A 21,025-nucleotide genomic window follows, 5' to 3' on the forward strand; every position below is an offset into this window, starting at 1 on the left:
CTCCGGCGCCCCTGCCGCCGGCTCCGATCGATGCCGTCGCGCTGGCCGCCCCGGCCCCGCAGGCTCCGGTCGATCCGGCCCTGCCGCTGCCCGGTGCCCCGGTCGACGCCCTGCCGCTGGACGCCCCGCTGCCGCCGGCCCCGGCCGTCAACGCCGCCAACTGGGACACCGCGGAGCCCGCGCCGAACCAGCCGCAGCTGTGGTCGCTGGAGGCCCCGCTGCCCATGGAGCCCGCCCCGCTGGTCCCGCCGGCCCCCGCGCCGGTTCCTGCGCCGGCCCCGGTTCCCGCGCCGGCCGCCGCCCCGGCACCCCTGGCCGCACCCGTTCCGGCCGGTGTTCCCGCGCCGGTTCCGGCCGAAGGTGTCCCGCACCTGATCACTCCGGAGAACCTGGCACCCGGCACCACGCTCGACCCGAACGCGCTGCCCAACGAGAGCGCGAACGTCAGCTACCTGCGCCAGATCTGGAATGCCGTTCAGCAGCAGCAGATCACCGGCAAGGACGCGCTGATCGCCATCACGACGCAGCGCTCGCTGACCGGTAATGCCCCGGCCGGCCAGCCGGTCGTCCCGGTGGCGCCGCCAAACGCACCGGCGCCGGCGGCTCCGCTACCGGTGCCCCCGGCTCCACTGCCCTGACCTGAACGCAATGTTCCTCTGACAGCGCCACCGTGGATATATCGCCACGGCTCGGCTGTCAGGGGAACATTGCGTCGGGGGCCTAGGCCGAGTTGACCCATTCGTCGGTGCCGTCGCCGAAGTGCTGGTGCTTCCACACCGGCAGTCGCTCCTTGACGGTGTCGACCATCAGCGCACAGGTCGCGAACGCCGCGCCGCGATGATCGGCGGCCACCGCGACCACCAGGGCCGCGTCCCCGATGCGCAGATCGCCGATCCGATGGCTCACCGCCACCGCGCGCACACCCTCGGCCGCGGCGGCGACCTCGTGCACCACGTCGGTCAGCGTCTGTAGCGCCGACGGATGCGCCGAATACTCCAGCCGGGTGACCGAGCGTCCGCCGTCGTGGTCGCGCACGACTCCGGAGAACCCGACCACCGCGCCGGCGGCCTCGTGGGCCACCAGCTCCTCGTGTTCGGTCAGCGAGATCGGCTCCTCGCTCAATCCCACCCGGATGACGTCAGCGCCCATGGTCACCTCCGGCCAATTGGTCCAGCGCGTGCTCCAGCACGTCGGCCAGCACGCCGAGACCGTCGCGCACCCCGCCGGAGGAGCCGGGCAGGTTCACGATCAGCGTGGCGCCGCTGACCCCGCACACGCCGCGCGAGAGCACCGACGTCGGTACCTCGGGCAGCCCGGACCGGCGGATGGCGTCGGCCAACCCAGGGATCTGGTAGTCGAGCAGTGCGGCGGTGATGTCGGCGGTTCGGTCCGTCGGCGAGATACCGGTGCCACCGGAGGTGATGATCAGCGCGACCCGGTCGGTCAGCGCCTGCCGCAGCGCGGTCTGCACATCGTTGCCGTCGGCGACCACCACCGGGTCACCGGAGGCGAAGCCCCGCTCGCCCAGCCAGGCCGTGATGATCGGGCCCGTGCGGTCGGCGTAGACGCCGGTGGCCGCCCGGGTGGAGGCGATGATGACCCGCGCCGACCTCATGGCGTCCAGGTACCCGTTTTGCCGCCCTCTTTGCGCACAACGTGCACACCGTCGATGCGCGCGGCCGGGTCGACGGCCTTGATCATGTCGTAGACGGTCAGCGCCGCCACGCTCACCGCGGTCAGGGCTTCCATCTCCACCCCGGTCCGGTCGGTGGTGCGCACGGTCGCGGTGATGGTCACTTCGGTTGTACCGATGTCGAATTCGACGTCGACGCCGGTGAGCGCCAGCTGATGGCACAGCGGGATGAGATCGCTGGTGCGCTTGGCTGCCATGATCCCGGCGACCCGCGCGGTGGGCAGGGCGTCACCCTTGGGCAACCCGCCGCCGGCGATCAGTTCGATGACATCGGCCCGGGTGTGCACGGACCCCCGCGCGACCGCGGTGCGCTTGGTGGCGGTCTTGGCCGTGACGTCGACCATGTGGGCCGCGCCCGAATCGTCGAGGTGCGAGAGCCCGCTCAACGCTATTTGTTGACGACGGTGACCGGGTGCACGTAGGGCAGATCCTCGGCCGGCAGCGGGAAGGTCACATCACCGAACGGGGACAGGGAGCCGGTCCGGTCGCTGACGAGTTCGCTCACCGCGTGATCGCCCTCGGCCACCTCGGGCCAGCCATTGTCGACGTACTGATTCTTCTTGTCTGCCACACCCGACATTGTGGCAGGTACTACGAGCGGTGGCGAGAGCGGGACGCTGCTTTACGCTGGTCAGCAATGACCCAGGGATTTAAGAGCATGCCCCTCGGCGTCTGGTTGGCCGACCTGTCCGACGAACGCCTGGTGCGGCTGCTCGAACTGCGACCCGACCTGACCCAGCCGCCGCCGAGCACCATCGCAGCACTGGCGGCCCGAGCACAGGCCCGCCAGTCGGTCAAGGCCGCCACCGACGGGCTGACCTATCTGCACCTGGCGGTGCTGGACGCGCTGCTGATGCTGCACGCCGAGGCCGCCGCGGTGCCCCGGGACGCGGTCACCGACTTCATCGGCACCCGGGCCGACGCCGCGGATGTCGAGGCCGCGCTCGATGATCTGGTCGACCGGGCCCTGGTGTGGGGCGACGAGAACCTGCGGGTGGTCGCCGAGGTGACGGCCGGCCTGCCCTGGTACCCGGGCCAGGCCGTGCACGACGGTCCCGAACTGACTGCCGCACAGATCCGTGAGCTGCTCGACGGGCTCGACGAGCCGGACACGGAGCTGCTGACCCGGCTGGTCGAGGGCTCCCCCATCGGCCGTACCCGCGACGCCATCCCCGGCGCCCCGGCCGACCGCCCGGCCCAACGGCTACTCGCCGCGGGCCTGCTGCACCGCATCCCGAGCGATACCGACGACACGGTGATCCTGCCGCGCCTGGTCGCCCAGGTGCTGCGCGGCGACCTGCCCGGCCCGACCGGGTTGCGCACGCCCGATCCGGCGGTGCACACCACCACCCAGGCCGACGTGGACTCGGTGGCCGCCGGGGCGGCGATCGACCTGCTGCGCGAGATCGACGTCATCATCGAGACGCTGTCGGAGAACCCGGTGTCCGAACTGCGCGCCGGCGGCCTCGGCGTGCGCGATGTGAAGAAGCTGACCAAGCTGACCGGTATCGACGAACAGCGGCTCGGGCTGATCCTGGAGTTGGCCGCCGCCGCCGGTCTGCTGGCGCCGGGTACACCGGACCCCGAGCCGGTGGCGGGTAATTCGCCGTACTGGGCGCCGACGGTCGGCGCGGACCGGTTCGTCGAGACCTCGACCGCCGCGCGATGGCAGCTGATCGCGTGGACCTGGCTGAACCTGCCGGCCCGCCCCAGCCTGATCGGGCACCGCGGCCCGGACGGCAAGCCCTACGGGGTGCTCTCCGATGCGCTGTATTCGACGGCGGCCCCGCTTGATCGCCGGCTGCTGCTGACGGTGCTCGACGGGCTGCCGGCCGGAGCCGGGGTGGACGCCGAGTCGGCGGCGCTGGCGATGATGTGGCAGCGCCCGCGCTGGGCGGCCCGCTTGCAGCTGGACCCGGTGACCGACCTGTTGCGCGAGGCGCACGCCGTCGGCCTGGTCGGGCGCGGTGGCATCGCGACGCCGGGGCGTGCCCTGCTGGCCCAGGACTCCGAGGATGACGCCGAGGCCACCATCACCGCGATGGACAAGGTGCTGCCCGCACCGCTGGACCACTTCCTGCTGCAGGCCGACCTGACCGTGGTGGTGCCCGGGCCGCTGCTGCGCGAACTCGCCGAGCAGCTCGATGCGGTGGCCACCGTCGAATCGGCGGGCGCGGCGATGGTGTACCGGATCAGCGAAGCCTCGATCCGGCGGGCGCTGGATGCCGGGCGGACAGCGGGCGGGCTGCACGCCTTCTTCGAGAAGCACTCCAAGACCCCGGTCCCGCAGGGGCTGACCTACCTGATCGACGATGTCGCGCGCCGGCACGGGCAGCTCCGTGTCGGGATGGCGTCGTCGTTCGTGCGGTGCGAGGACCCGGCGCTGCTGGCCCAGGCGGTGGCCACCCCGGCGGCCGAACCGTTGGAACTGCGCATCCTGGCGCCCACCGTCGCGGTGTCGCAGGCCCCGATCGGCGATGTGCTCGCCGCGCTGCGGGCCGGCGGGTTCGTGCCGGCCGCCGAGGACTCGACCGGGGCCGTGCTCGACATCCGCGCCCGCGGTGCCCGGGTGCCCACCCTGAGCCGGCGCCGGGTGTTCCGGCCGCTGGCGGCGCCGACGACCCAGACCCTCGGCGCGATCGTCGCGGTGATGCGCAGCGTGGCCGCCTCCCCGCGGTCGCACGAGCGATTGGATCCGGCGGTGCTGATCGCGCTGCTGCAGCAGGCGGCGGTCGAGCAGACCTCGGTGGTGATGGGGTACGTCGACCCCGCCGGGGTGGCCACCCAGCGGGTGATCGCGCCGATCAACATCCGCGGCGGCCAGCTGACCGCCTTCGATCCGGCGGCGGGCCGGGTCCGGGAGTTCGCCATCCACCGCGTGACATCCGTGGTGTCGGCCGACTCTGGATAATGGATGGGATGACTTTCCCTTTTAGAGGCCAGGCATGACCGAGGGCCCGCTGATCGTCCAGTCCGACAAGACTGTGCTGCTCGAAACCGATCACGAACTCGCCGGCGCCGCGCGCGCCGCGATCGCGCCGTTCGCCGAACTGGAACGCGCGCCCGAGCACATCCACACCTACCGGATCACCCCGCTGGCGCTGTGGAACGCCCGCGCGGCCGGACACGATGCCGAGCAGGTCGTCGATGCGCTGGTCAGCTTCTCCCGCTATGCCGTGCCGCAGCCGTTGCTGGTCGACATCGTCGACACCATGGCCCGCTACGGCCGCCTGCAGCTGGTCAAACATCCCGCGCATGGGCTGACGCTGGTCAGCCTGGACCGTGCGGTGCTGGAGGAGGTGCTGCGCAACAAGAAGATCGCCCCGATGCTGGGCGCGCGCATCGACGACGACACCGTGATCGTGCACGGCAGCGAGCGCGGCCGGGTCAAGCAGATGCTGCTCAAGGTCGGCTGGCCCGCCGAGGATCTGGCGGGCTACGTCGACGGCGAGGCGCACCCGATCAACCTGGCCCAGGACGGCTGGACACTGCGCGACTACCAGGAGATGGCGGCCGACTCGTTCTGGGCCGGCGGCTCCGGTGTCGTCGTGCTGCCCTGCGGGGCCGGCAAGACGCTGGTCGGTGCCGCCGCGATGGCCAAGGCCGGCGCGACCACGCTGATCCTGGTCACCAACACTGTCGCGGGCCGGCAGTGGAAGCGCGAGCTGATCGCGCGGACCTCGCTCACCGAGGAGGAGATCGGCGAATACTCCGGCGAGCGCAAGGAGATCCGCCCGGTCACCATCGCGACCTATCAGGTGATCACCCGGCGCACCAAGGGTGAGTACAAGCACCTGGAGCTGTTCGACTCCCGCGATTGGGGTCTGATCATCTACGACGAGGTGCATCTGCTGCCCGCGCCGGTGTTCCGGATGACCGCCGATCTGCAGTCGCGGCGCCGGCTCGGGCTGACGGCCACGCTGATCCGTGAGGACGGCCGCGAGGGCGACGTGTTCTCGTTGATCGGCCCGAAGCGCTACGACGCGCCGTGGAAGGACATCGAGGCTCAGGGCTGGATCGCGCCGGCAGAGTGCATCGAGGTCCGGGTCACGATGACCGATAACGAGCGGATGATCTACGCGACCGCCGAGCCCGAGGAACGCTACAAGCTGTGCTCGACGGCGCACACCAAGATCGCCGTGGTGAAGTCGATCCTGGACAAGCACAAGGACGAGCCGACGCTGGTGATCGGCGCCTACCTCGATCAGCTCGACGAGCTCGGCCAGGAACTCGGCGCTCCGGTCATCCAGGGCTCGACGAAGAACGCCGAGCGCGAGGAGCTGTTCGACCAGTTCCGGCGCGGGGAGATCCGCACCCTGGTGGTGTCCAAGGTCGCGAACTTCTCCATCGATCTCCCGGAAGCATCTGTGGCCGTGCAGGTTTCGGGCACCTTCGGATCGCGCCAGGAGGAGGCTCAGCGACTGGGCCGGCTGCTACGGCCCAAGGCCGACGGCGGTGGGGCCATCTTCTACTCGGTGGTCAGCCGCGACAGCCTGGACGCCGAATACGCCGCGCACCGCCAGCGGTTCCTGGCCGAGCAGGGCTATGGCTACATCATCAAGGACGCCGACGACCTGCTGGGTCCGGCGATATGACCGTCGGGCGGGTGGTGCCGGTCCTGACCGTCGCCGACATCGACGCCGCCCGCGCCGCCTACATCGCGACGCTCGGGCTGACCGAGGTGATGAACCACGGCTGGATCGTCACCCTCGCCGACGACGAGCACCGCCATCAGCTGAGCCTGATGACGAAAGATCAGACGGCGGCGGTGAACCCGACGGTGTCGATCGAGGTCGACGATGTCGATGCCGCCCATGCGGCCGCGGTCGACGCGGGATTGCAGATCGTGCATCCGCTGTCCGACGAGGAGTGGGGCGTGCGCAGGTTCTTCTTCGCCGACGGCGCCGGCAACGTCGTCAACGTGCTGGCACACCGCGGTTAATCCTCCAGCGCCCCGGCGGCCACCGCGGCCAGGTTGATCCGGGTCAGCACCGAGTGCAGCTGCTCCAGTTCGGCCATGTCGACACCGAGCCGGGCGACCACCGCAGGCGGGATCTGGAGTGCCTTCTTGCGCAGTGCCGCACCGGCTTTGGTGAGGGTGATCAGGGTGGTGCGCTCATCGGCGGCACTGCGGACCCGGCTGATGAAGCCCAGTGCCTCCAGCCGTTTGAGCATCGGGGAGACGGTCGCGGAGTCCATCTGCAGCAGACCGGCGACCTGCTTGACCGACAGGGCATCCAGACCGGCCTTGTCGTTGTCCCACAGCGCCAGCATCACCAGGTACTGCGGGTGGGTCAGTCCCAGCGGTTCGAGCAGCGGCCGGTACACCGCCAGCACCGCGCGGTTGGTGACCGCCAGCGCAAAGCACACCTGTCGCTCCAGGGCGAGGGGATCGATATCTGCGGTCACTTCCGGCGCTGCCGACGATGAAGCCATCATCACACTGTACTACTTGCTTAGCCTGCTAATAGTTAGCGTACTATCTAAGTCATGGCCGCCACCCCCACCTTCGGACAAAAGGTTCTCTACGCCTACGGCAAGCGACTGCCCGACTCCATGAAGCAGTGGGTGACCGCCGACCTGACCGGCAAGGGCGCGGTGCGCCGGCACATGCTGCGCTACGCCATCCCGCCGGCCCTCATCCTGGCCCCGCTGTGGCTGCTGCCCGCCTCGTTGTACGTGCATCTGGAGATGACCGTGCCCATCTACACCTGGGCGCTGGTCATGGCTTTCGTGTTGAACAAGGTGTGGCGCCGGCACCGGTTGTCTCAGCACGGCCTGGACCCCAAGCTGATCGACACCCTGAACCGGGAGCGCAACGCCCGCCTGCACGAGGACTACGCGCGTCGCTACGGCGCCCGTCCGCAGGAGGCCGAGTGGCAGTCCAACCCGAGCCCGTTCTGACGTCAGACGTGCGGCCCGACCGCCTTGACCACGGTCAGCAGGATCACCGAATCCTCCAGCGCCGACAGCCCGTGCCGCACTCGGGGCACCACCAGGTGATCACCGGCTGACCCTTCCCACCCCGCCTCGGCCGTGGTGAGCCGGACCCGGCCCTGCAATACCTGCACGGTGGCCTCGCCGGGACTCTCGTGCTCGTCCAGACCGTTGCCGGCCGTCAGCGCCAGCAGGGTCTGCCGCAGGCTGTGTTCATGTCCGCCGTACACCGTGTGTGCGCTCCGGCCGCTGGTGGCGGCGCGGGCCGTCTCCAGATGCTCACGCGCCAGCGCGGTCAGTGAGATCTTCTCCATTCCTCCACTATCGCACCTGGGACAAGGCCGCCTTGGCCCGTCGCGCCCAATCGTCGGCCAGGATCTCGGTGGCATGGTCGTAGACCCCGTCGACGGCCTGCCGCGCGATCTCCGCCGGATCTGACTTCTGTTCTGCCGGAATGTAACTGACCATATCGGTGTCCATGTAGCCGACGTGCAGCGCGATGACGTTGATGCCGCGCGGGGCCAGTTCGTCACGTACCGCATCGGTGAGCGCCCAGGCCGCCGCCTTCGCCGCCGCATACGCCCCCGGAGGTGGCCGGGTGCATCCAGGACAGCACCGACAACACGTTGAGGATGGTGCCGCCGCCGTTGCGCTCCAGCACCGGGGCGAACGCACGGGCGACGTTCAGGGTGCCGAAGTAGTGGGTGTCCATCTCGGCGCGGATGTCCTCGATGGGGCCCGACAGCAGATTGGCCCGCGTGGAGATGCCGGCGTTGTTCACCAGAACGGTCACATCGGAGGCGATTTCGGCGGCCCGGCGCACCGATTCGGGATCGGTGATGTCCAGCTGGATCGGGATGACGCCGGCATAGTCCACGGTGTCGGGACGACGAGCCCCGGCGTAGACCTTGGCGCCGCGCGCAACGAACTCCTCGGCGATCCTGCGGCCCAGCCCACGGTTGGCGCCGGTGACCAGTACGGTGATTGTCTCGGTCATGATCTGCTCCTTTGTTCTGTTCGCAGTCAACGCCTTTCGTACTCCCGCCCATCCCCGCGACTGCGAGGAATCGGCTCTCAGCTGGGAGGGCGCGCGTCGTGGCCGGTGACGGTGCTACTGGCCGCGCTGGTGAGCGCGGTGATATGGATCCTCGGCAGGCAGCCACACCCCGGCGGCGCCGATACCCAGATCACCGGCGTCCCTGGTGAAGGCGTCCACGACGGCCAGCACCGCGGCCCGATCCTCGGCGCGACGCCACACCAGTGACCACGTCCACAACGGTTCCGGGTTGCAGACCGGTCGGCGTGCCAGATCGCCGGCGCCGGTGTCGTTCTGCCCCTTGGGATTGTTGAGCACCGGCCGGCCCAGACGCCGGACATGTTCGAAGAATGTCGGCCCGGTGACCCCGCCGTCATCGGTACGCATGACCCGTGCCCCGGTGGCCGCGGCGAACTGTTCGGCGTACCGATTCCACGACGACCAGCTGGCGGTGTCGGTATCCACCAGCACCACGGTGTCTTTCGCGTCGACGGGTTCGGTGCCGGCACCGGCCGAGAGCGCGTAGAGCCGGTCGACCCCGACCAGCCGCGACGACAGGTCGAGCTCGGCCAGGTCGGTGTTCTGCACCCAGCAGATCGCCAGATCGAGGCTGCCGTCGGCCACCCGGGCGGCCTGGGTGTGCGAGGGCATCACCCAGGTGTCGACCCGCAGCGTGGCCACCCCCGCCGCGCGCTCGGACCAGTCCACCGGGCACCAGTTCACACAGCCGATGCGCACCGGCTCGTCGGACGCCAACCCCGTTACCCGCCTGCGTAACTCGTCGGCCTGACGGACCAGCGCCCGGGCGTCGGGCAGCAGTGCCACACCGGCGGCCGTCAGCGCCACCGACCGGCGGTCCCGGTCGAACAGCTGCACCTTCAGATCGCGTTCGAGCGCCTTGATCTGTTGGGACAGCGACGGCCCGGCGATGCGCAGCCGCTCGGCGGCCCGGCCGAAGTTCAATTCCTCGGCGACGGTCACGAAGTACCGCAGCTGCCGCAATTCCACCCGGTCAGCGTAGTAGGCGCGCGCTCCCACCAGCGAGCTTTCCGATCCCAGGAATCGGGACGCGGCCGCACTGCAATGAGGTTGAGCGGTGCAGAACCCACGAGAAAGGCAGAACCATGAACAATCCCACGCGCGTCGCGATCATCACCGGCGCCTCCCAGGGCATCGGCGAGGCCCTGGTCGCCGGCTACCGCAAACTCGGCTACGCGGTCGTCGCCAACTCCCGCAGCATCGAGCCGAGTGACGACCCGATCGTGTTGAGCGTGGCCGGTGATATCGGCGTTCCCGGTGTCGGACAACGCATCGTCGACGCCGCCGTCCAGCGCTTCGGTCGCGTCGACAGCGTGGTGAACAACGCCGGCATCTTCATCGCGAAGCCGTTCACCGAGTACACCGACGCCGACTACGACGCCATCACCGGGGTGAACCTGCGCGGCTTCTTCGAGGTGACCCGCGCCGCGCTGGCGGTCATGGGCGACGGCGGCCACGTCGTCAACGTCTCCACCAGCCTGGTCGACCAGGCCACCAAGGCCGCACCCTCGGTGCTGGCCGCGCTGACCAAGGGCGGCCTGAACGCGGCCACCAGATCACTGGCCGTCGAGTACGCCGAGCGCGGTATCCGGGTCAATGCCGTCGCGCTCGGCATCATCCGCACCCCGATGCACGCCGACGAGGAGTACGCCGCGCTGGCGCAGCTCAATCCGCAGCACCGCATCGGTGAACTCGACGAGGTCGTCGAGGCCGTGCTGTACCTGGAGCACGCCGGCTTCGTGACCGGGGAGATCCTGCACGTCGACGGAGGCCAGCATGCCGGGCACTGAGGACGTCCTCGCACAGGTCCTCGACGAGTGGAAGGCCGGGGTCGACGGGCATGATCCCGGCCGGGCCGCCGCCGTGTTCACCGCGGACGCGGTCTTTCAGGGGCTCAAGCCCTACAGCGTCGGCCGCGACGGGGTGTTCGCCTACTACGACGGGCAACCGGCCGGGCTGAGCGTCGACTACACCGTCCTGGAGTACCGGCGGCCGGCCGACACCGTGGTGACGGGCTTCGCCCGGGCCGATTTCAGCTTCGCCGACGGCACGGCGGTCAGCCTGAACCTCGGGGTCGTCGTCACCGAGACCGCCGAGGGGTGGCGCATCGCGCAGTACCAGGTCAGCGCGTTGGCTAGCTGAGGGCCGGGATGACCTCGCGCTCGAACAACTCGACACCCGAGCGGTCGTACGCCGCCTCGGGGAAGTAGATGATCGCGTACTCGCAGCCGAGGTCACGCAGCCGGGTGAGACGCTCGATGACCTGTTCGGGGGTGCCGGTGGCCGAGTCCGGGGAGGCGACGTTGGCCAGCATGGCGTCGACGGCGTCCTCACCGGCCTTGCCCACCTGGCGGGCGCGGATCCGTTCCAGCCGGTCCTTCACCTCGTTCTCGGAGGTGGCGATCACCGAGTTGAAGTTGGCCGACCGCACGATGGCGTCGTAGTCGGTGCCCACGGTCTGGCAGTGCCCGGCCAGCACCTGCGACTTGTGTTCGAAGTCGGCGGGCACCGAGCTGAAGTTGGTGTACTGCGCGTACTTGGCCGCGATCTTCAGCGTCACCTTCTCCCCGCCGCCGGCGATCCACAGCGGCGGGCCGCCGTCCTGCAGCGGCTTGGGCGCGACGATGGCGTCGTCCACCTGGTAGTGCTTGCCGTCGAGGGTGACGCGGCCGTCGCGCCAGGCGTCGCGCATGATCTGCACCCCCTCGTCGAGGCGGCCCAGCCGGTCACCCGCGGACGGGAAGCCGTAGCCGTAGGCACGCCACTCGTGCTCGTACCAGCCGCCGCCGATCCCCATCTGGGTGCGGCCCCCGGAGATCACGTCGACCGTTGCGGCCACCTTTGCCAGGTACGCCGGATTCCGATAGCTCATGGCCGTACACATCTGGCCCAATTTCACCCGCTCGGTGACGGCCGCGAACGCCGCCATCAGCGACCATGCCTCGTGGGTGGCCTCGTCGGTGGGCACCGGGACGGTGTGGAAGTGGTCGTACACCCACACCGAGTCCCACGTGCTGTTATCGGCGTAGCGGGCCAGCTCATTCATCACTGACCAGTGGTTTTCGGTGGGAATGTCGACGAGATCGAGTCGCCAACCCTGCGGGATGAACAGTCCGAAGCGCATAGCCTTCGACTTTAGGCGTGCACACGGCATTGTTAAATCGTCTACACTCGCAGAAGTTTGTTCGCTACACCCTTCCGTGAGGATCTCGTCATGACTGCCACCCGACGTCGCTTCGCGGCTGCCATCGCGGCGGCCGTCATGCCGCTGACCGCTGTCGCCATCGCCACCGCGGCGCCCAGCGGCGCCGAGACCACCTGCAACCCAGGTCAGGTCAACTACAACGGCGCCTGCGTGGACAACTGCAAGCGCAACGAGGTCCGCAACTCCGGCACCGGCGAGTGCCAGACCCTGCTGGCCGCCGCGCTGGACAAGGCCGAGACCCCGGCTGTGGCCAAGCTCACGCCGGATCAGCTGGGCGGCGCCTGGCAGCTCGCGAACAACCTGGGCGCCCTCCCCCGGTCCACCCAGGTGTGGAACTCGGTGGTCAACACCGTCGACACCGTGGTGGGCTGGCCGACGCTGATCACCGCCGCGGCCGCCGACACCGCCGCGACGCTGGCGTTCTTCGGCCTGCTACCGGGTGCGGGCGGTGCTTCCCTGACGAGCCTTTCGGCGCCGGTCACCACGCTGGCCAACGCCTCCCAGATCGGTGGCCAGACCTTCGCCGCCGCCTCCGACGTCGCCCGGGTCGCCACCTCGGTGCCGTCGCTGTCGCTGCCCAAGCTGCCGCAGTTCCAGCTGCCCCCGCCGCCGCCGATCGGTCTGCCCGAGCTGCCGGCCCCGCCGAAGATCGGTGCCCCGCAGATGCCCAAGATCGGCATGCCGCGCATCGGCCCGCCCAAGCTGGGCGCCTCCGGTATCTGCGGTCCCAAGCTGCTGTTCTTCCGGCCCTGCCTGTAAGCCATGCCGCTCTCCCGGGAAGATCGTGAGGCGTTCCTGGCCGAGCCGCATGTCGCGGCGCTCTCGATAGCGTCCGGCCCCAACCGTGGTCCGCTGACGGTGCCGATCTGGTACCAGTACACCCCCGGCGGCCAGCCGTGGTTCCTGACCGGTGTCGGGTCCCGCAAGCACAGGCTGATCGAGGCCGCCGGGCATCTGTCGCTGATGGTCGAGCGGGTCGAGCCGACGGTCCGCTACGTCAGCGTCGACGGCGCGGTGGCCCGGATCGAAGAGGGCACCGACGAGCAGCTGGTCGAGATGACCCGGCGCTACCTACCGCCCGAGGCGGTCGAGCCCTATCTGGAGATGGCCCGGCGCGAGCACGGGCCCAGCGTGGCCGTCCATCTGCGGCCCCAGCACTGGTTCTCCGCCGATATGGGTGGCTTCTAGCCGTACAGCGCGGTCAGCGCCGCCGCCACCGCGCGGTCACGCAGGTCATCGGCCGGCGCATCGGGGAACGATATGCAGCAGTCCTGCAGCCCGCCGAGTGCGATCACCGACCGGACCTGCTGATCGAAGGTCGGGTCGGCACCGAAGAGCACCCCGCAGAGCCGCTCCCGCCACGCCAGCATGCTGTCGATCAGACCGAGATCAGCGATGGTGCTCAGCTCCGAGATCACCGTGACCAGATCGGCGCGGAAGGCGTAGAAGTAGTCGAAGTAACCCGCCAGCACCTGGGTGGGCGTGAGGTCGGCGGCCTGCTCGCACCGCGTGACGAACTCCTCGCCACCGTCGACCAGCGGCTGGACGATGCTGCGGACCAGGTCTTCCCGTGAGCCGAAGTGGTAGTACAGCGCCGGTTTGGTGATACCGAGGCGGGCCGCGATGTCCTGCAGGCTGGTGCGCTGCACCCCCTTTTCGGCGAACAGTTCGCGGGCCACCTCCTGTATGCGTTGCCGGGTGTCCGACCGTGGCGCGCTCACGTACCTAGCCTAACTGACCGATCGTTAAGTAAGCTGGCGGAGGTCTACTTACCGACCGTTAAGTAAGGAGTTGTGATGAAGATTCTGATCTCCGGGGCGAGCATTGCCGGACCGGTGCTCGGCTATTGGCTGACCCGGTCCGGGTTCGACGTCACGGTCGTCGAGCGCGCGCCGCACCTGCGCAAGACCGGCGGCCACGCGATCGACCTGTTCGGCCCCGCCATGGACATCGCCGAACAGATGGGCGTGCTGGATCAGGTGATGGCGCACGCCACCGGCACCCACCGGATCACCTTCCGTCGCGTGGGCGGTGGCCGTCCGACCCACATCGACTACGGCAGACTGTCCTCGGCGATCTCGGCGCGCCACGTCGAGATCATGCGCGACGACCTGAGCCAGATCTTCTACGACGCCGGGCGCGCGGACATCGAGTATGTGTTCGGCGATCATCTCACCGCCATCGATCCCAACGGCCGGGTCACCTTCGCCGGTGGTGCGTCCCGGACATTCGACATGGTGCTCGGTGCCGACGGATTGCATTCGGGCGTACGGCAATTGGTCTTCGGTCCCGACTCGGGGCACACCGAATTCCTCGGTGCCCACCTCTGCGTGGTGTCGCTGCCGAAGTCCTTCGTCGCCGCCGGTGAGATGACCGGTTATGTCGATGTCGACCGGACCGCGATGATCTACACCGCCGATCACCTCGACGATGCACGCGCGGTGTTCCTGTTCCGGCCCACCTCCGGTTTCGTCTACGACCACCGCGACACCGCGGGCCAGCAGCGCCAGCTCACCGAGCGGTTCACCGGTCTGAGCGCCGAGGTCGACGGCTGGCTCGACCAGGTGGCCGGCGCACCGGCCTTCTACTTCGACGCCATCACGCAACTGCAACTGACCAGCTGGTCACGCGGGCGGGTCACACTGGTCGGTGACGCCGGCTACTGCCCGGGACCCGCAGTCGGCGGCAGCACCAGCCTCGCGGTGATCGGGGCGCGGGTGCTGGCCGGCGAGCTGGCGGCCGCCAAAGGTGATCACACCGTGGCGTTTCCGGCCTACGAGGGCATCATGCGGGCCCCGGTGCTGGGTGCCCGCGAACTGGCCAAGAGCGTCGCGCGCAGCATCCTGCCGTCCTCCCCGCTGGGGGCGTGGGCGTTCATCGCCGGGATGCGGCTGGTGACGACGCTGCCGCGGCCGATGACCGACGCGCTGGTGCGGTTGAACCGCAAGGGCATCCGGCTCTACGACTCGATCGAGATACCGGCGTACAGCGCCACGACGCCGGGCACACTGACCTTGAGCGACGGTGTGCGCGGTAACTCGTCGACCACCAGGACGGACACCGGCACATGATGGGCGGGTAGCGCCCCGCGGATCAGGTCGAGGAGTTCCGCCCCGGTGACCGAGCTGCCGGGTGCGCGTTCGACGGCGGCGAACGGGACCTCGCCGAGCCGCCGGTCGGGCACCCCGACCACCCCGGCGTCACGCACGCCCGGATGGGAGATGAGCACGGCCCGAACGGTTTCCGGCAAGATCTTGAAGCCGCCCCGGTTGATCGCGCCGTCGGCCCGGCCGTGCAGGGTGATGAATCCGTCCTCGTCGACCGACGCCAGGTCGGTGGTGCGCACCCAGCCCGGTCCCAGCAGCGGCACCTTCGCGGTCAGGATGCCGCGCTGCCCAGTGGCCACCTCGGCCCCGGTGTCCGGGTCGAGGATGCGCACCTCGACACCGGGCAGCGCCCGGCCCGAACTCGCGCGTTTGCGGGCGCCGAACTTGCGGTAGAGATCCGGGGTCCAGGTGCACACCGAGCCGGCGAATTCCGTTGCGCCGTAGGCGGTCAGCACCGGGATGCCGTAGCGCTGCTCGAACGCGTCGCGGGTGGGGACATCCAGCGGGCCGGAGGCGCTCATCACGTACTGCAGGGAGGCCAGGTCCGCGGGGTCCAGGTCGGCGTCCAGCAGCATCCGCACCACCGCGGGCTGCACACCGACCCGTTGCAGCCCATGGGTTTTGACGGCACGCACCCAGGCGTCGACGGCGAAGCGCTCCAGCAGCACCATGCGCTTGCCGACGTAGACGCCGGTGACCAGCTGGCACACCCCGCCGATACCGCCGAGCGGCCAGTACACCAGCTCCGGCGGCTCGTCGGGCCTGGCCCGGCCGCCGGTGACGCTGAACACGGTGTGCTCCAACACCTGCGCGCCGACCACGAACCGCTTTGGCGGGCCGGTGGTTCCACTGGTCAGGATGGCCAGCGCCCCGTCGAGGGCCGGATGCGGGCGATCGCGCGCCGGCGCCACCACGGCGGGTGCGTCATCGCCGAGCATGATCCGGGCGGCGCCCACCCGCTGCGCCGCGGCGGTCACGGGGGCGGTCCAGTCCTGCGGGTCGGCGAGCACGGCGGCGGCGTCGGTGCGCTCGACATCGGCGGCGATCGTCTCCGGCGACTGGAATGAGTAGATCATCACGACCGGGCGCGCATGCGCCAGCGCGCCGATGACGGCGGCGGCGTGCGGATAACGGTTGCGCACCACCAGCGCGACGGGCTCCCCCGGCTGCAGACCGCGCAGGCAGTCGGCCAGTGCGCGACCGTAGCGCTGCACGTCGTTTCCGTCGTGCCAGCGTCCCTCGAATTCGATACAGGGTCGGTCGCCGTAGCTCGCCAGGCCTGCCGCGAACCTTTCGGTAAAGCTTTCGGTCACCGCTTCATTGTGCCCGGCGCGCTCAGGCCGCAAAGCAGCTTCGGTACTCACTGGGGGTGGTGTGCATCTGCCGGACGAAGTGGTGCCGGAACGTCACCGGGGACTCGAAGCCCACCCGCGCCGCGATCTGCTCGATACCGAGGTCCGAGGATTCCAGCAGCGCCAGGCTGGCCTGGATGCGCTGCTCGATCAGCCATTTGATCGGTGTGGTGCCGGTGGCCTTGGCGAACTGACGCAGATAGCTGCGCCGCGACAGCGCCGACCGCTCGGCGAGCTCGTCCAGCGTGATGGGACGGTCCAGATGCTCCAGTGCCCATGCCATTCCGGCCGCGATCCGGCCGTCCACGGTGGGTTCGGGGACCGGGGTGTCGATGTACTGCGCCTGCCCGCCGGCCCGGTGCGGGGAGACGACCAGCCGACGGGCGACGTCATTGGCCACCTGCACGCCGTGATCGGAGCGCACGATGTGCAGGCACAGGTCCAGGCCGGCGGCGCAGCCCGCGCTGGTGAGCACCCGACCGCTGTCGACGTAGAGCGGCGTCGGGTCGACCTCGATCGCGGGATACCGCCGGGCCAGCAGGTCGGCGTAGATCCAGTGGGTGGTGGCCGGGCGGCCGTCGAGCACGCCCGCCGCGGCGAGCGCGAAGGCGCCCGAGCAGATGGACACCAGCCGAGCTCCACGGTCATCGGCGGCGCGGATGGCCTCCAGCAGACCATCGGAGGGCGCCTGCTCGACATCGCGCACGCTCGGGATCAACACGGTGTCGGCGGCCGCGAGGTCGTCGAGGCCGTAGGAGGTGTGCACCATCGCACCGCCGAGCATCCGGATCTCGGGCTGTTCGGAGCACAGTTGCACCGTGTATCCGGTCGGCGCGACGCCGGCGGAGAAGCGGCCGGGCAGGTCGGCCATCCCGAAGATCTCGGCAGCCAGACCGGATTCGAAGCCGGTCATGCCGTCATACGCCAGGATCGCCACGGTATGCATGTCACTATCTTATCGAAGAGCGGCACCAGTGACACTGTGCGTGCGCAGCGGGGTTCGGCATCGTCGAAGCCATGACGAACATTCGCAAGCGTTTCGATGCCCTGGCCGCCTTTTTCGCCGGTGTCCACGCGGCCAACGGGATTGCCCACGGGGTCCGACCGGCCGAGCAGTCACCGGCCCGCCGCCGTCGCAGCGACTCACTCTGCGCCGAGGGCGCCCAGTCGGAAGAGAACGGGCATGAGAAAACCCCCGGGCTCGCCGTTTCGAGGTCGGCGGGCCCGGGGGCTTCTGGTCATGCACGCGCCGTGCGGCGCGGTGAGGCTAGGCCTCCAGCGAGGCGGGCGGGTTGAACCGCTCGCCGTACTTGGCGGCCAGTTCCTTGGCGCGGGCCACGAACGCGGCCTTGCCGACGCCACCGGGGCCCTCGTAACCGACGATGTACTGCGCCGAACCACCGGTGTACGGCGGGAAGCCGATACCCATGATGGAGCCGATGTTGGCATCGGCGGTCGAGGTCAGCACGCCCTCGTCGAGGCACTTCTGGGTCTCCAGCGCCTCGGCGAACAACATCCGGTCGATGGCGTCCTGCAGCGGGATGGTCGCGCTGCCGGAGTTGAAGGTCTCCTTCAGTCCCGGCCACAGCCCGACGCGCTTGCCCTCGGCGTACTCGTAGAAGCCGGCGCCCGAGAGCCGCGACGGGCGGCCGATCTCGATCATCTTCTCCACGACGGCCTCGGCCGGATGCGGCTCGTAGGTGCCACCGGCGTCCTCGATGCCCTTGCGGGTCGCGACGGCGATCTTGTGCATCAGCTCCAGGTTGAGCTCATCGGAGAGCTGCAGCGGCGCCGCCGGGTACCCGGCCTGCGCACCGGCCTGCTCGATGGTGGCGGGCTCGATGCCCTCACCCAGCATGGCCAGCGCCTCGTTGACGAAGGTGCCGATGACGCGGCTGGTGAAGAAGCCGCGGCTGTCGTTGACGACGATCGGGGTCTTCTTGATGGCCAGCGTGTAGTCGAACACCCGGGCCAGCGCCTCGTCGGAGGTCTTCTCGCCCTTGATGATCTCCACCAGCGGCATCTTGTCGACGGGGCTGAAGAAGTGGATGCCGATGAAGTCCTCCTGACGCTTCACCCCACTGGCCAGGCCGGTGATGGGCAGCGTGGAGGTGTTCGACCCCAGGATCGCGTTGGGCTCGACGATGTCCTCGATCTCCTGGAACACCTTGTGCTTGAGTTCCTGGCTCTCGAAGACGGCCTCGATCACGAAGTCGACACCGGCGAGGTCCGCGGGATCCGCCGTCGGGGTGATCTTGGCCAACAGCGCGTCGGATTTCTCCTGGGTGGTCTTGCCGCGCTTGAGCGCCTTGGCCTCCAGACCCTCCGAGTAGGCCTTGCCCTTCTGCGCCGCCTCGATCGAAACATCCTTGAGCACAACGTCATAGCCGGCCTTGGCCGATACATAGGCGATACCCGCGCCCATCATGCCCGCGCCCAGCACACCGATCTTGGTGATCGGCACCGGGGCGATGCCCTCGGGCCGGGAGGCACCGCCGTTGATCGCCTGCAGGTCCAGGAAGAACGCCTGGATCATGTTCTTGGCGACCTGGCCGGTGACCAGCTGGGTGAAGTAGCGGCTCTCGATGCGGGTGGCGGTGTCGAAGTCGACCTGGGCGCCCTCGACGGCCGCGTTCAGGATCGCCCGTGGCGCCGGCATCGGCGCGCCCTTGAGCTGCTTCTTCAGCAGCGCCGGGAAGGACGGCAGGATGGCGGCCAGGCCGGGGCTGGACGGGGTACCGCCGGGCATCTTGTAGCCCTTGACATCCCACGGCTGCACAGTGCCTTCAGGGCGCTCCTCTCGTTCGCGCTTGATCCATGCCTTCGCGGCCGGGATCAGCTCCTCGACCGAGCCGACCAGCTCGTCGACCAGGCCGATCTCCTTGGCCTTGGCCGGGTTGAATCGGGTGCCCTGGCTCAGTACCTCCATGAAGGCCTTCTGGATGCCGAACATCCGCACGGTGCGGGCCACGCCGCCGCCACCGGGCAGCAGGCCCAGGGTGACCTCGGGCAGGCCGATCTGCACGCCGCGCACATCGGCGGCGATGCGGTGGTGGGTGGCCAGCGCGATCTCCAGGCCGCCACCGAGGGCCGCGCCGTTGATGGCCGTAACGACCGGCTTGCCCAGGGTCTCCAGCTTGCGCAGGTCGGCCTTGATGAACTCGACCTCGTCGAACGCCTGCTGGGCGTCATCGGGACCGATGTTGATCATGCCCTTGAGATCGCCACCGGCGAAGAAGGTCTTCTTCGCGCTGGCGATGACGACGCCGGTGATTGAATCCTTCTCGGCCACAAGGCGTTCCACCGCATTGTGCATGGATTCCTTGTAGTGCTCGTTCATCACGTTGGCCGAACCGGTCGGGTCGTCCAGCGTCAGGGTGACGATGCCGTCGGCATCCTGTTCCCACTGAATCGTGTTCTCTGCCATTTTCAGTCTCCCTAGACGCGCTCGATGATGGTGGCCACGCCCATGCCGCCGCCGACGCACAGCGTGATCAGCGCACGCTTGGCGCCACGACGCTCGAGCTCGTCGACCATGGTTCCGGTGATCATGGCGCCGGTGGCGCCGAGCGGGTGGCCGAATGCGATGGCGCCACCGTTGACGTTGAGTTTCTCGTCCGGGATCTTCAGATCCTTCTGGAACTTCAGCACCACCGAGGCGAAGGCCTCGTTCAGCTCGAACAGGTCGATATCGTCCACGGTCAGCCCGGCGCGGTCGAGCACCTTCTGGGTGGCCGGGGTGGGGCCGGTGAGCATGATGACCGGGTCGGCACCGCTGGTGGCGGTGGCCACGATGCGGGCGCGCGGGGTCAGACCCTGGCTCTGACCGGCCTTTTCCGAGCCGATGAGCAGCAGCGCGGCTCCGTCGACGATGCCCGAGCTGTTGCCGCCGGTGTGCACGTGGTTGATCTTCTCGACCGAGTGGTACTTCTGCAGCGCCACGTCGTCGAAGCCGCCCATCGCGCCGATACCGTCGAACGCGGTCTTGAGCTTGCCGAGGCTCTCCACGGTGGAGCCGGGCCGCATGTGCTCGTCGTTGTCCAGCACGACCAGGCCGTTCTGATCCTTGACCGGCACGATCGACTTGGCGAAGTAACCGCCGGACCAGGCCGCCGCCGCGCGCTCCTGCGAGCGGGCCGCGTAGGCGTCGACGTCCTCGCGGGAGAAGCCCTCGATGGTGGCGATCAGGTCGGCGCCGATGCCCTGCGGGACGAAGCCGATGCGGTAGTTGGTGTCCGGATCCGAGGCCCAGGCGCCGCCGTCGGCACCCATCGGGACGCGGCTCATGGACTCCACGCCGCCGGCCAGCACCAGGTCGTCCCAGCCGGACGCGACCTTCTGGGCGCCCAGGTTGACGGCCTCCAGGCCGGAGGCGCAGAAGCGGTTGAGCTGGAAGCCGCCGGTGGTCTCCGGCAGGCCGGCCACCAGGCCGGCGGTGCGGGCGATGTCGCCGCCCTGGTCACCGACCGGGGACACGACGCCGAGGATGAGATCGCTGATCAGGTTCTCGTCCAGGTCGGGGAAGCGGGTACGGATCTCGTCGATCAGACCGACGACCAGGTTTACCGGCTTGATCTCGTTGAGCGATCCGCCGCGCTGCTTACCGCGCGGGGTGCGGATCGCCTCGTAGATGAAGGCACCTTCGGACATGTGATG

22 protein-coding genes and 2 pseudogenes are annotated in these 21,025 nt (G+C 69.3%); 10 read left to right on the forward strand and 14 right to left on the reverse strand.

From position 1 onward, the window contains the following. Positions 1-638, forward strand: a pseudogene (locus BST17_RS29300) (transglycosylase family protein); the annotation flags it as partial. Between the two features lie 82 nt (positions 639-720). Here the strand turns inward: BST17_RS29300 and BST17_RS14610 are convergent. Genes BST17_RS14610 through BST17_RS14625 form a run of 4 tightly spaced genes read right to left on the reverse strand, consistent with a single transcriptional unit; the run spans position 721 to position 2,273 of the window. Continuing rightward, positions 721-1,149, reverse strand: a complete 429-nt coding sequence (locus tag BST17_RS14610; RefSeq protein WP_083059284.1) for a molybdenum cofactor biosynthesis protein MoaE — start codon at positions 1,147-1,149, stop codon at positions 721-723. Continuing rightward, complete coding sequence (locus BST17_RS14615) at positions 1,139-1,615, reverse strand: MogA/MoaB family molybdenum cofactor biosynthesis protein (RefSeq protein ID WP_083059285.1); 477 nt, start codon at positions 1,613-1,615, stop codon at positions 1,139-1,141. The genes BST17_RS14610 and BST17_RS14615 overlap by 11 nt, the downstream gene beginning before the upstream one ends. Beyond that, complete coding sequence (gene moaC / locus BST17_RS14620) at positions 1,612-2,037, reverse strand: cyclic pyranopterin monophosphate synthase MoaC (RefSeq protein WP_276070943.1); 426 nt, start codon at positions 2,035-2,037, stop codon at positions 1,612-1,614. The genes BST17_RS14615 and moaC overlap by 4 nt, the downstream gene beginning before the upstream one ends. Positions 2,038-2,081: 44 nt before the next feature. Then, the gene (locus BST17_RS14625) at positions 2,082-2,273 is read right to left on the reverse strand and encodes a hypothetical protein (RefSeq protein ID WP_083059289.1); all 192 of its coding nucleotides are present in this window, start codon (positions 2,271-2,273) and stop codon (positions 2,082-2,084) included. A gap of 57 nt (positions 2,274-2,330) precedes the next feature. On the opposite strand from BST17_RS14625, the gene BST17_RS14630 reads away from it, so the two are divergent. From BST17_RS14630 to BST17_RS14640, 3 genes are read left to right on the forward strand one after another with little or no spacing between them, the layout of a single operon-like run. Continuing rightward, positions 2,331-4,604, forward strand: a complete 2,274-nt coding sequence (locus tag BST17_RS14630; protein WP_083059291.1) for a helicase-associated domain-containing protein — start codon at positions 2,331-2,333, stop codon at positions 4,602-4,604. Positions 4,605-4,638: 34 nt separating this feature from the next. After that, on the forward strand, positions 4,639-6,288 hold the full coding sequence (locus BST17_RS14635; RefSeq protein ID WP_083059293.1) for a DNA repair helicase XPB: 1,650 nt from the start codon (positions 4,639-4,641) through the stop codon (positions 6,286-6,288). Then, positions 6,285-6,635 carry a VOC family protein gene (locus BST17_RS14640; protein WP_083059295.1) on the forward strand — a complete coding sequence of 117 codons (351 nt, stop codon included), beginning with the start codon at positions 6,285-6,287 and terminating at the stop codon, positions 6,633-6,635. Before BST17_RS14635 ends, BST17_RS14640 begins: the two co-directional genes overlap by 4 nt. Here the strand turns inward: BST17_RS14640 and BST17_RS14645 are convergent. Then, positions 6,632-7,129: a MarR family winged helix-turn-helix transcriptional regulator gene (locus BST17_RS14645; RefSeq protein WP_083059582.1), complete on the reverse strand. Its 498-nt coding sequence runs from the start codon at positions 7,127-7,129 to the stop codon at positions 6,632-6,634. The genes BST17_RS14640 and BST17_RS14645 overlap by 4 nt on opposite strands. Positions 7,130-7,183: 54 nt before the next feature. Here BST17_RS14645 and BST17_RS14650 point away from each other — a divergent pair, with 54 nt between their 5' ends. After that, a complete protein-coding gene (locus BST17_RS14650) occupies positions 7,184-7,597 on the forward strand; it encodes a DUF5313 domain-containing protein (RefSeq protein WP_083059297.1) in 414 nt (137 codons plus the stop codon). Between the two features lie 2 nt (positions 7,598-7,599). Here BST17_RS14650 and BST17_RS14655 read toward each other — a convergent pair whose 3' ends face one another. The 3 genes and pseudogenes from BST17_RS14655 to BST17_RS14665 form a co-directional block, all read right to left on the reverse strand. Next, a complete protein-coding gene (locus BST17_RS14655) occupies positions 7,600-7,944 on the reverse strand; it encodes a cupin domain-containing protein (RefSeq protein ID WP_083059299.1) in 345 nt (114 codons plus the stop codon). Positions 7,945-7,951: 7 nt separating this feature from the next. Then, positions 7,952-8,627, reverse strand: a pseudogene (locus BST17_RS14660) (SDR family oxidoreductase). A 114-nt stretch (positions 8,628-8,741) separates the two neighbouring features. Beyond that, complete coding sequence (locus BST17_RS14665; protein WP_083059584.1) at positions 8,742-9,674, reverse strand: LysR family transcriptional regulator; 933 nt, start codon at positions 9,672-9,674, stop codon at positions 8,742-8,744. Positions 9,675-9,790: 116 nt separating this feature from the next. Between BST17_RS14665 and BST17_RS14670 the strand changes: the two genes are divergently transcribed. After that, positions 9,791-10,495: an SDR family NAD(P)-dependent oxidoreductase gene (locus BST17_RS14670; RefSeq protein WP_083059301.1), complete on the forward strand. Its 705-nt coding sequence runs from the start codon at positions 9,791-9,793 to the stop codon at positions 10,493-10,495. Beyond that, complete coding sequence (locus tag BST17_RS14675; protein WP_083059303.1) at positions 10,482-10,847, forward strand: nuclear transport factor 2 family protein; 366 nt, start codon at positions 10,482-10,484, stop codon at positions 10,845-10,847. The genes BST17_RS14670 and BST17_RS14675 overlap by 14 nt, the downstream gene beginning before the upstream one ends. Here BST17_RS14675 and BST17_RS14680 read toward each other — a convergent pair. Then, entirely contained in the window at positions 10,840-11,829 is a 990-nt protein-coding gene (locus BST17_RS14680) for an LLM class F420-dependent oxidoreductase (RefSeq protein ID WP_083059305.1), read from the reverse strand. The two genes, BST17_RS14675 and BST17_RS14680, sit on opposite strands and share 8 nt — an antisense overlap. Before the next feature lie 90 nt (positions 11,830-11,919). Here BST17_RS14680 and BST17_RS14685 point away from each other — a divergent pair, with 90 nt between their 5' ends. Both BST17_RS14685 and BST17_RS14690 read left to right on the forward strand, forming a co-directional pair. Next, positions 11,920-12,669, forward strand: a complete 750-nt coding sequence (locus BST17_RS14685; protein WP_083059306.1) for a hypothetical protein — start codon at positions 11,920-11,922, stop codon at positions 12,667-12,669. 3 nt (positions 12,670-12,672) lie between these two features. Continuing rightward, on the forward strand, positions 12,673-13,098 hold the full coding sequence (locus tag BST17_RS14690; protein WP_083059308.1) for a pyridoxamine 5'-phosphate oxidase family protein: 426 nt from the start codon (positions 12,673-12,675) through the stop codon (positions 13,096-13,098). On the opposite strand, the gene BST17_RS14695 is transcribed toward BST17_RS14690, so the two are convergent. Continuing rightward, positions 13,095-13,631 carry a TetR/AcrR family transcriptional regulator gene (locus BST17_RS14695; RefSeq protein ID WP_083059310.1) on the reverse strand — a complete coding sequence of 179 codons (537 nt, stop codon included), beginning with the start codon at positions 13,629-13,631 and terminating at the stop codon, positions 13,095-13,097. The genes BST17_RS14690 and BST17_RS14695 overlap by 4 nt on opposite strands. Positions 13,632-13,706: 75 nt before the next feature. Between BST17_RS14695 and BST17_RS14700 the strand changes: the two genes are divergently transcribed. Then, on the forward strand, positions 13,707-14,981 hold the full coding sequence (locus tag BST17_RS14700; protein WP_083059312.1) for an FAD-dependent monooxygenase: 1,275 nt from the start codon (positions 13,707-13,709) through the stop codon (positions 14,979-14,981). On the opposite strand, the gene BST17_RS14705 is transcribed toward BST17_RS14700, so the two are convergent. The 4 genes from BST17_RS14705 to BST17_RS14720 all read right to left on the reverse strand — a co-directional run bounded on the left by BST17_RS14705 (position 14,870) and on the right by BST17_RS14720 (position 21,019). Further along, positions 14,870-16,330: a class I adenylate-forming enzyme family protein gene (locus BST17_RS14705; protein ID WP_083059314.1), complete on the reverse strand. Its 1,461-nt coding sequence runs from the start codon at positions 16,328-16,330 to the stop codon at positions 14,870-14,872. The genes BST17_RS14700 and BST17_RS14705 overlap by 112 nt on opposite strands. 22 nt (positions 16,331-16,352) lie before the next feature. After that, positions 16,353-17,315 carry a helix-turn-helix domain-containing protein gene (locus BST17_RS14710; RefSeq protein WP_083059316.1) on the reverse strand — a complete coding sequence of 321 codons (963 nt, stop codon included), beginning with the start codon at positions 17,313-17,315 and terminating at the stop codon, positions 16,353-16,355. 321 nt (positions 17,316-17,636) lie between these two features. Beyond that, entirely contained in the window at positions 17,637-19,796 is a 2,160-nt protein-coding gene (locus tag BST17_RS14715; protein WP_083059318.1) for a 3-hydroxyacyl-CoA dehydrogenase NAD-binding domain-containing protein, read from the reverse strand. Positions 19,797-19,807: 11 nt separating this feature from the next. Continuing rightward, on the reverse strand, positions 19,808-21,019 hold the full coding sequence (locus BST17_RS14720) for an acetyl-CoA C-acetyltransferase (protein ID WP_083059320.1): 1,212 nt from the start codon (positions 21,017-21,019) through the stop codon (positions 19,808-19,810). Between the last annotated feature and the right edge of the window lie 6 nt (positions 21,020-21,025).

Source organism: Mycolicibacterium bacteremicum (assembly GCF_002086115.1).
Lineage (GTDB): Bacteria > Actinomycetota > Actinomycetes > Mycobacteriales > Mycobacteriaceae > Mycobacterium > Mycobacterium bacteremicum.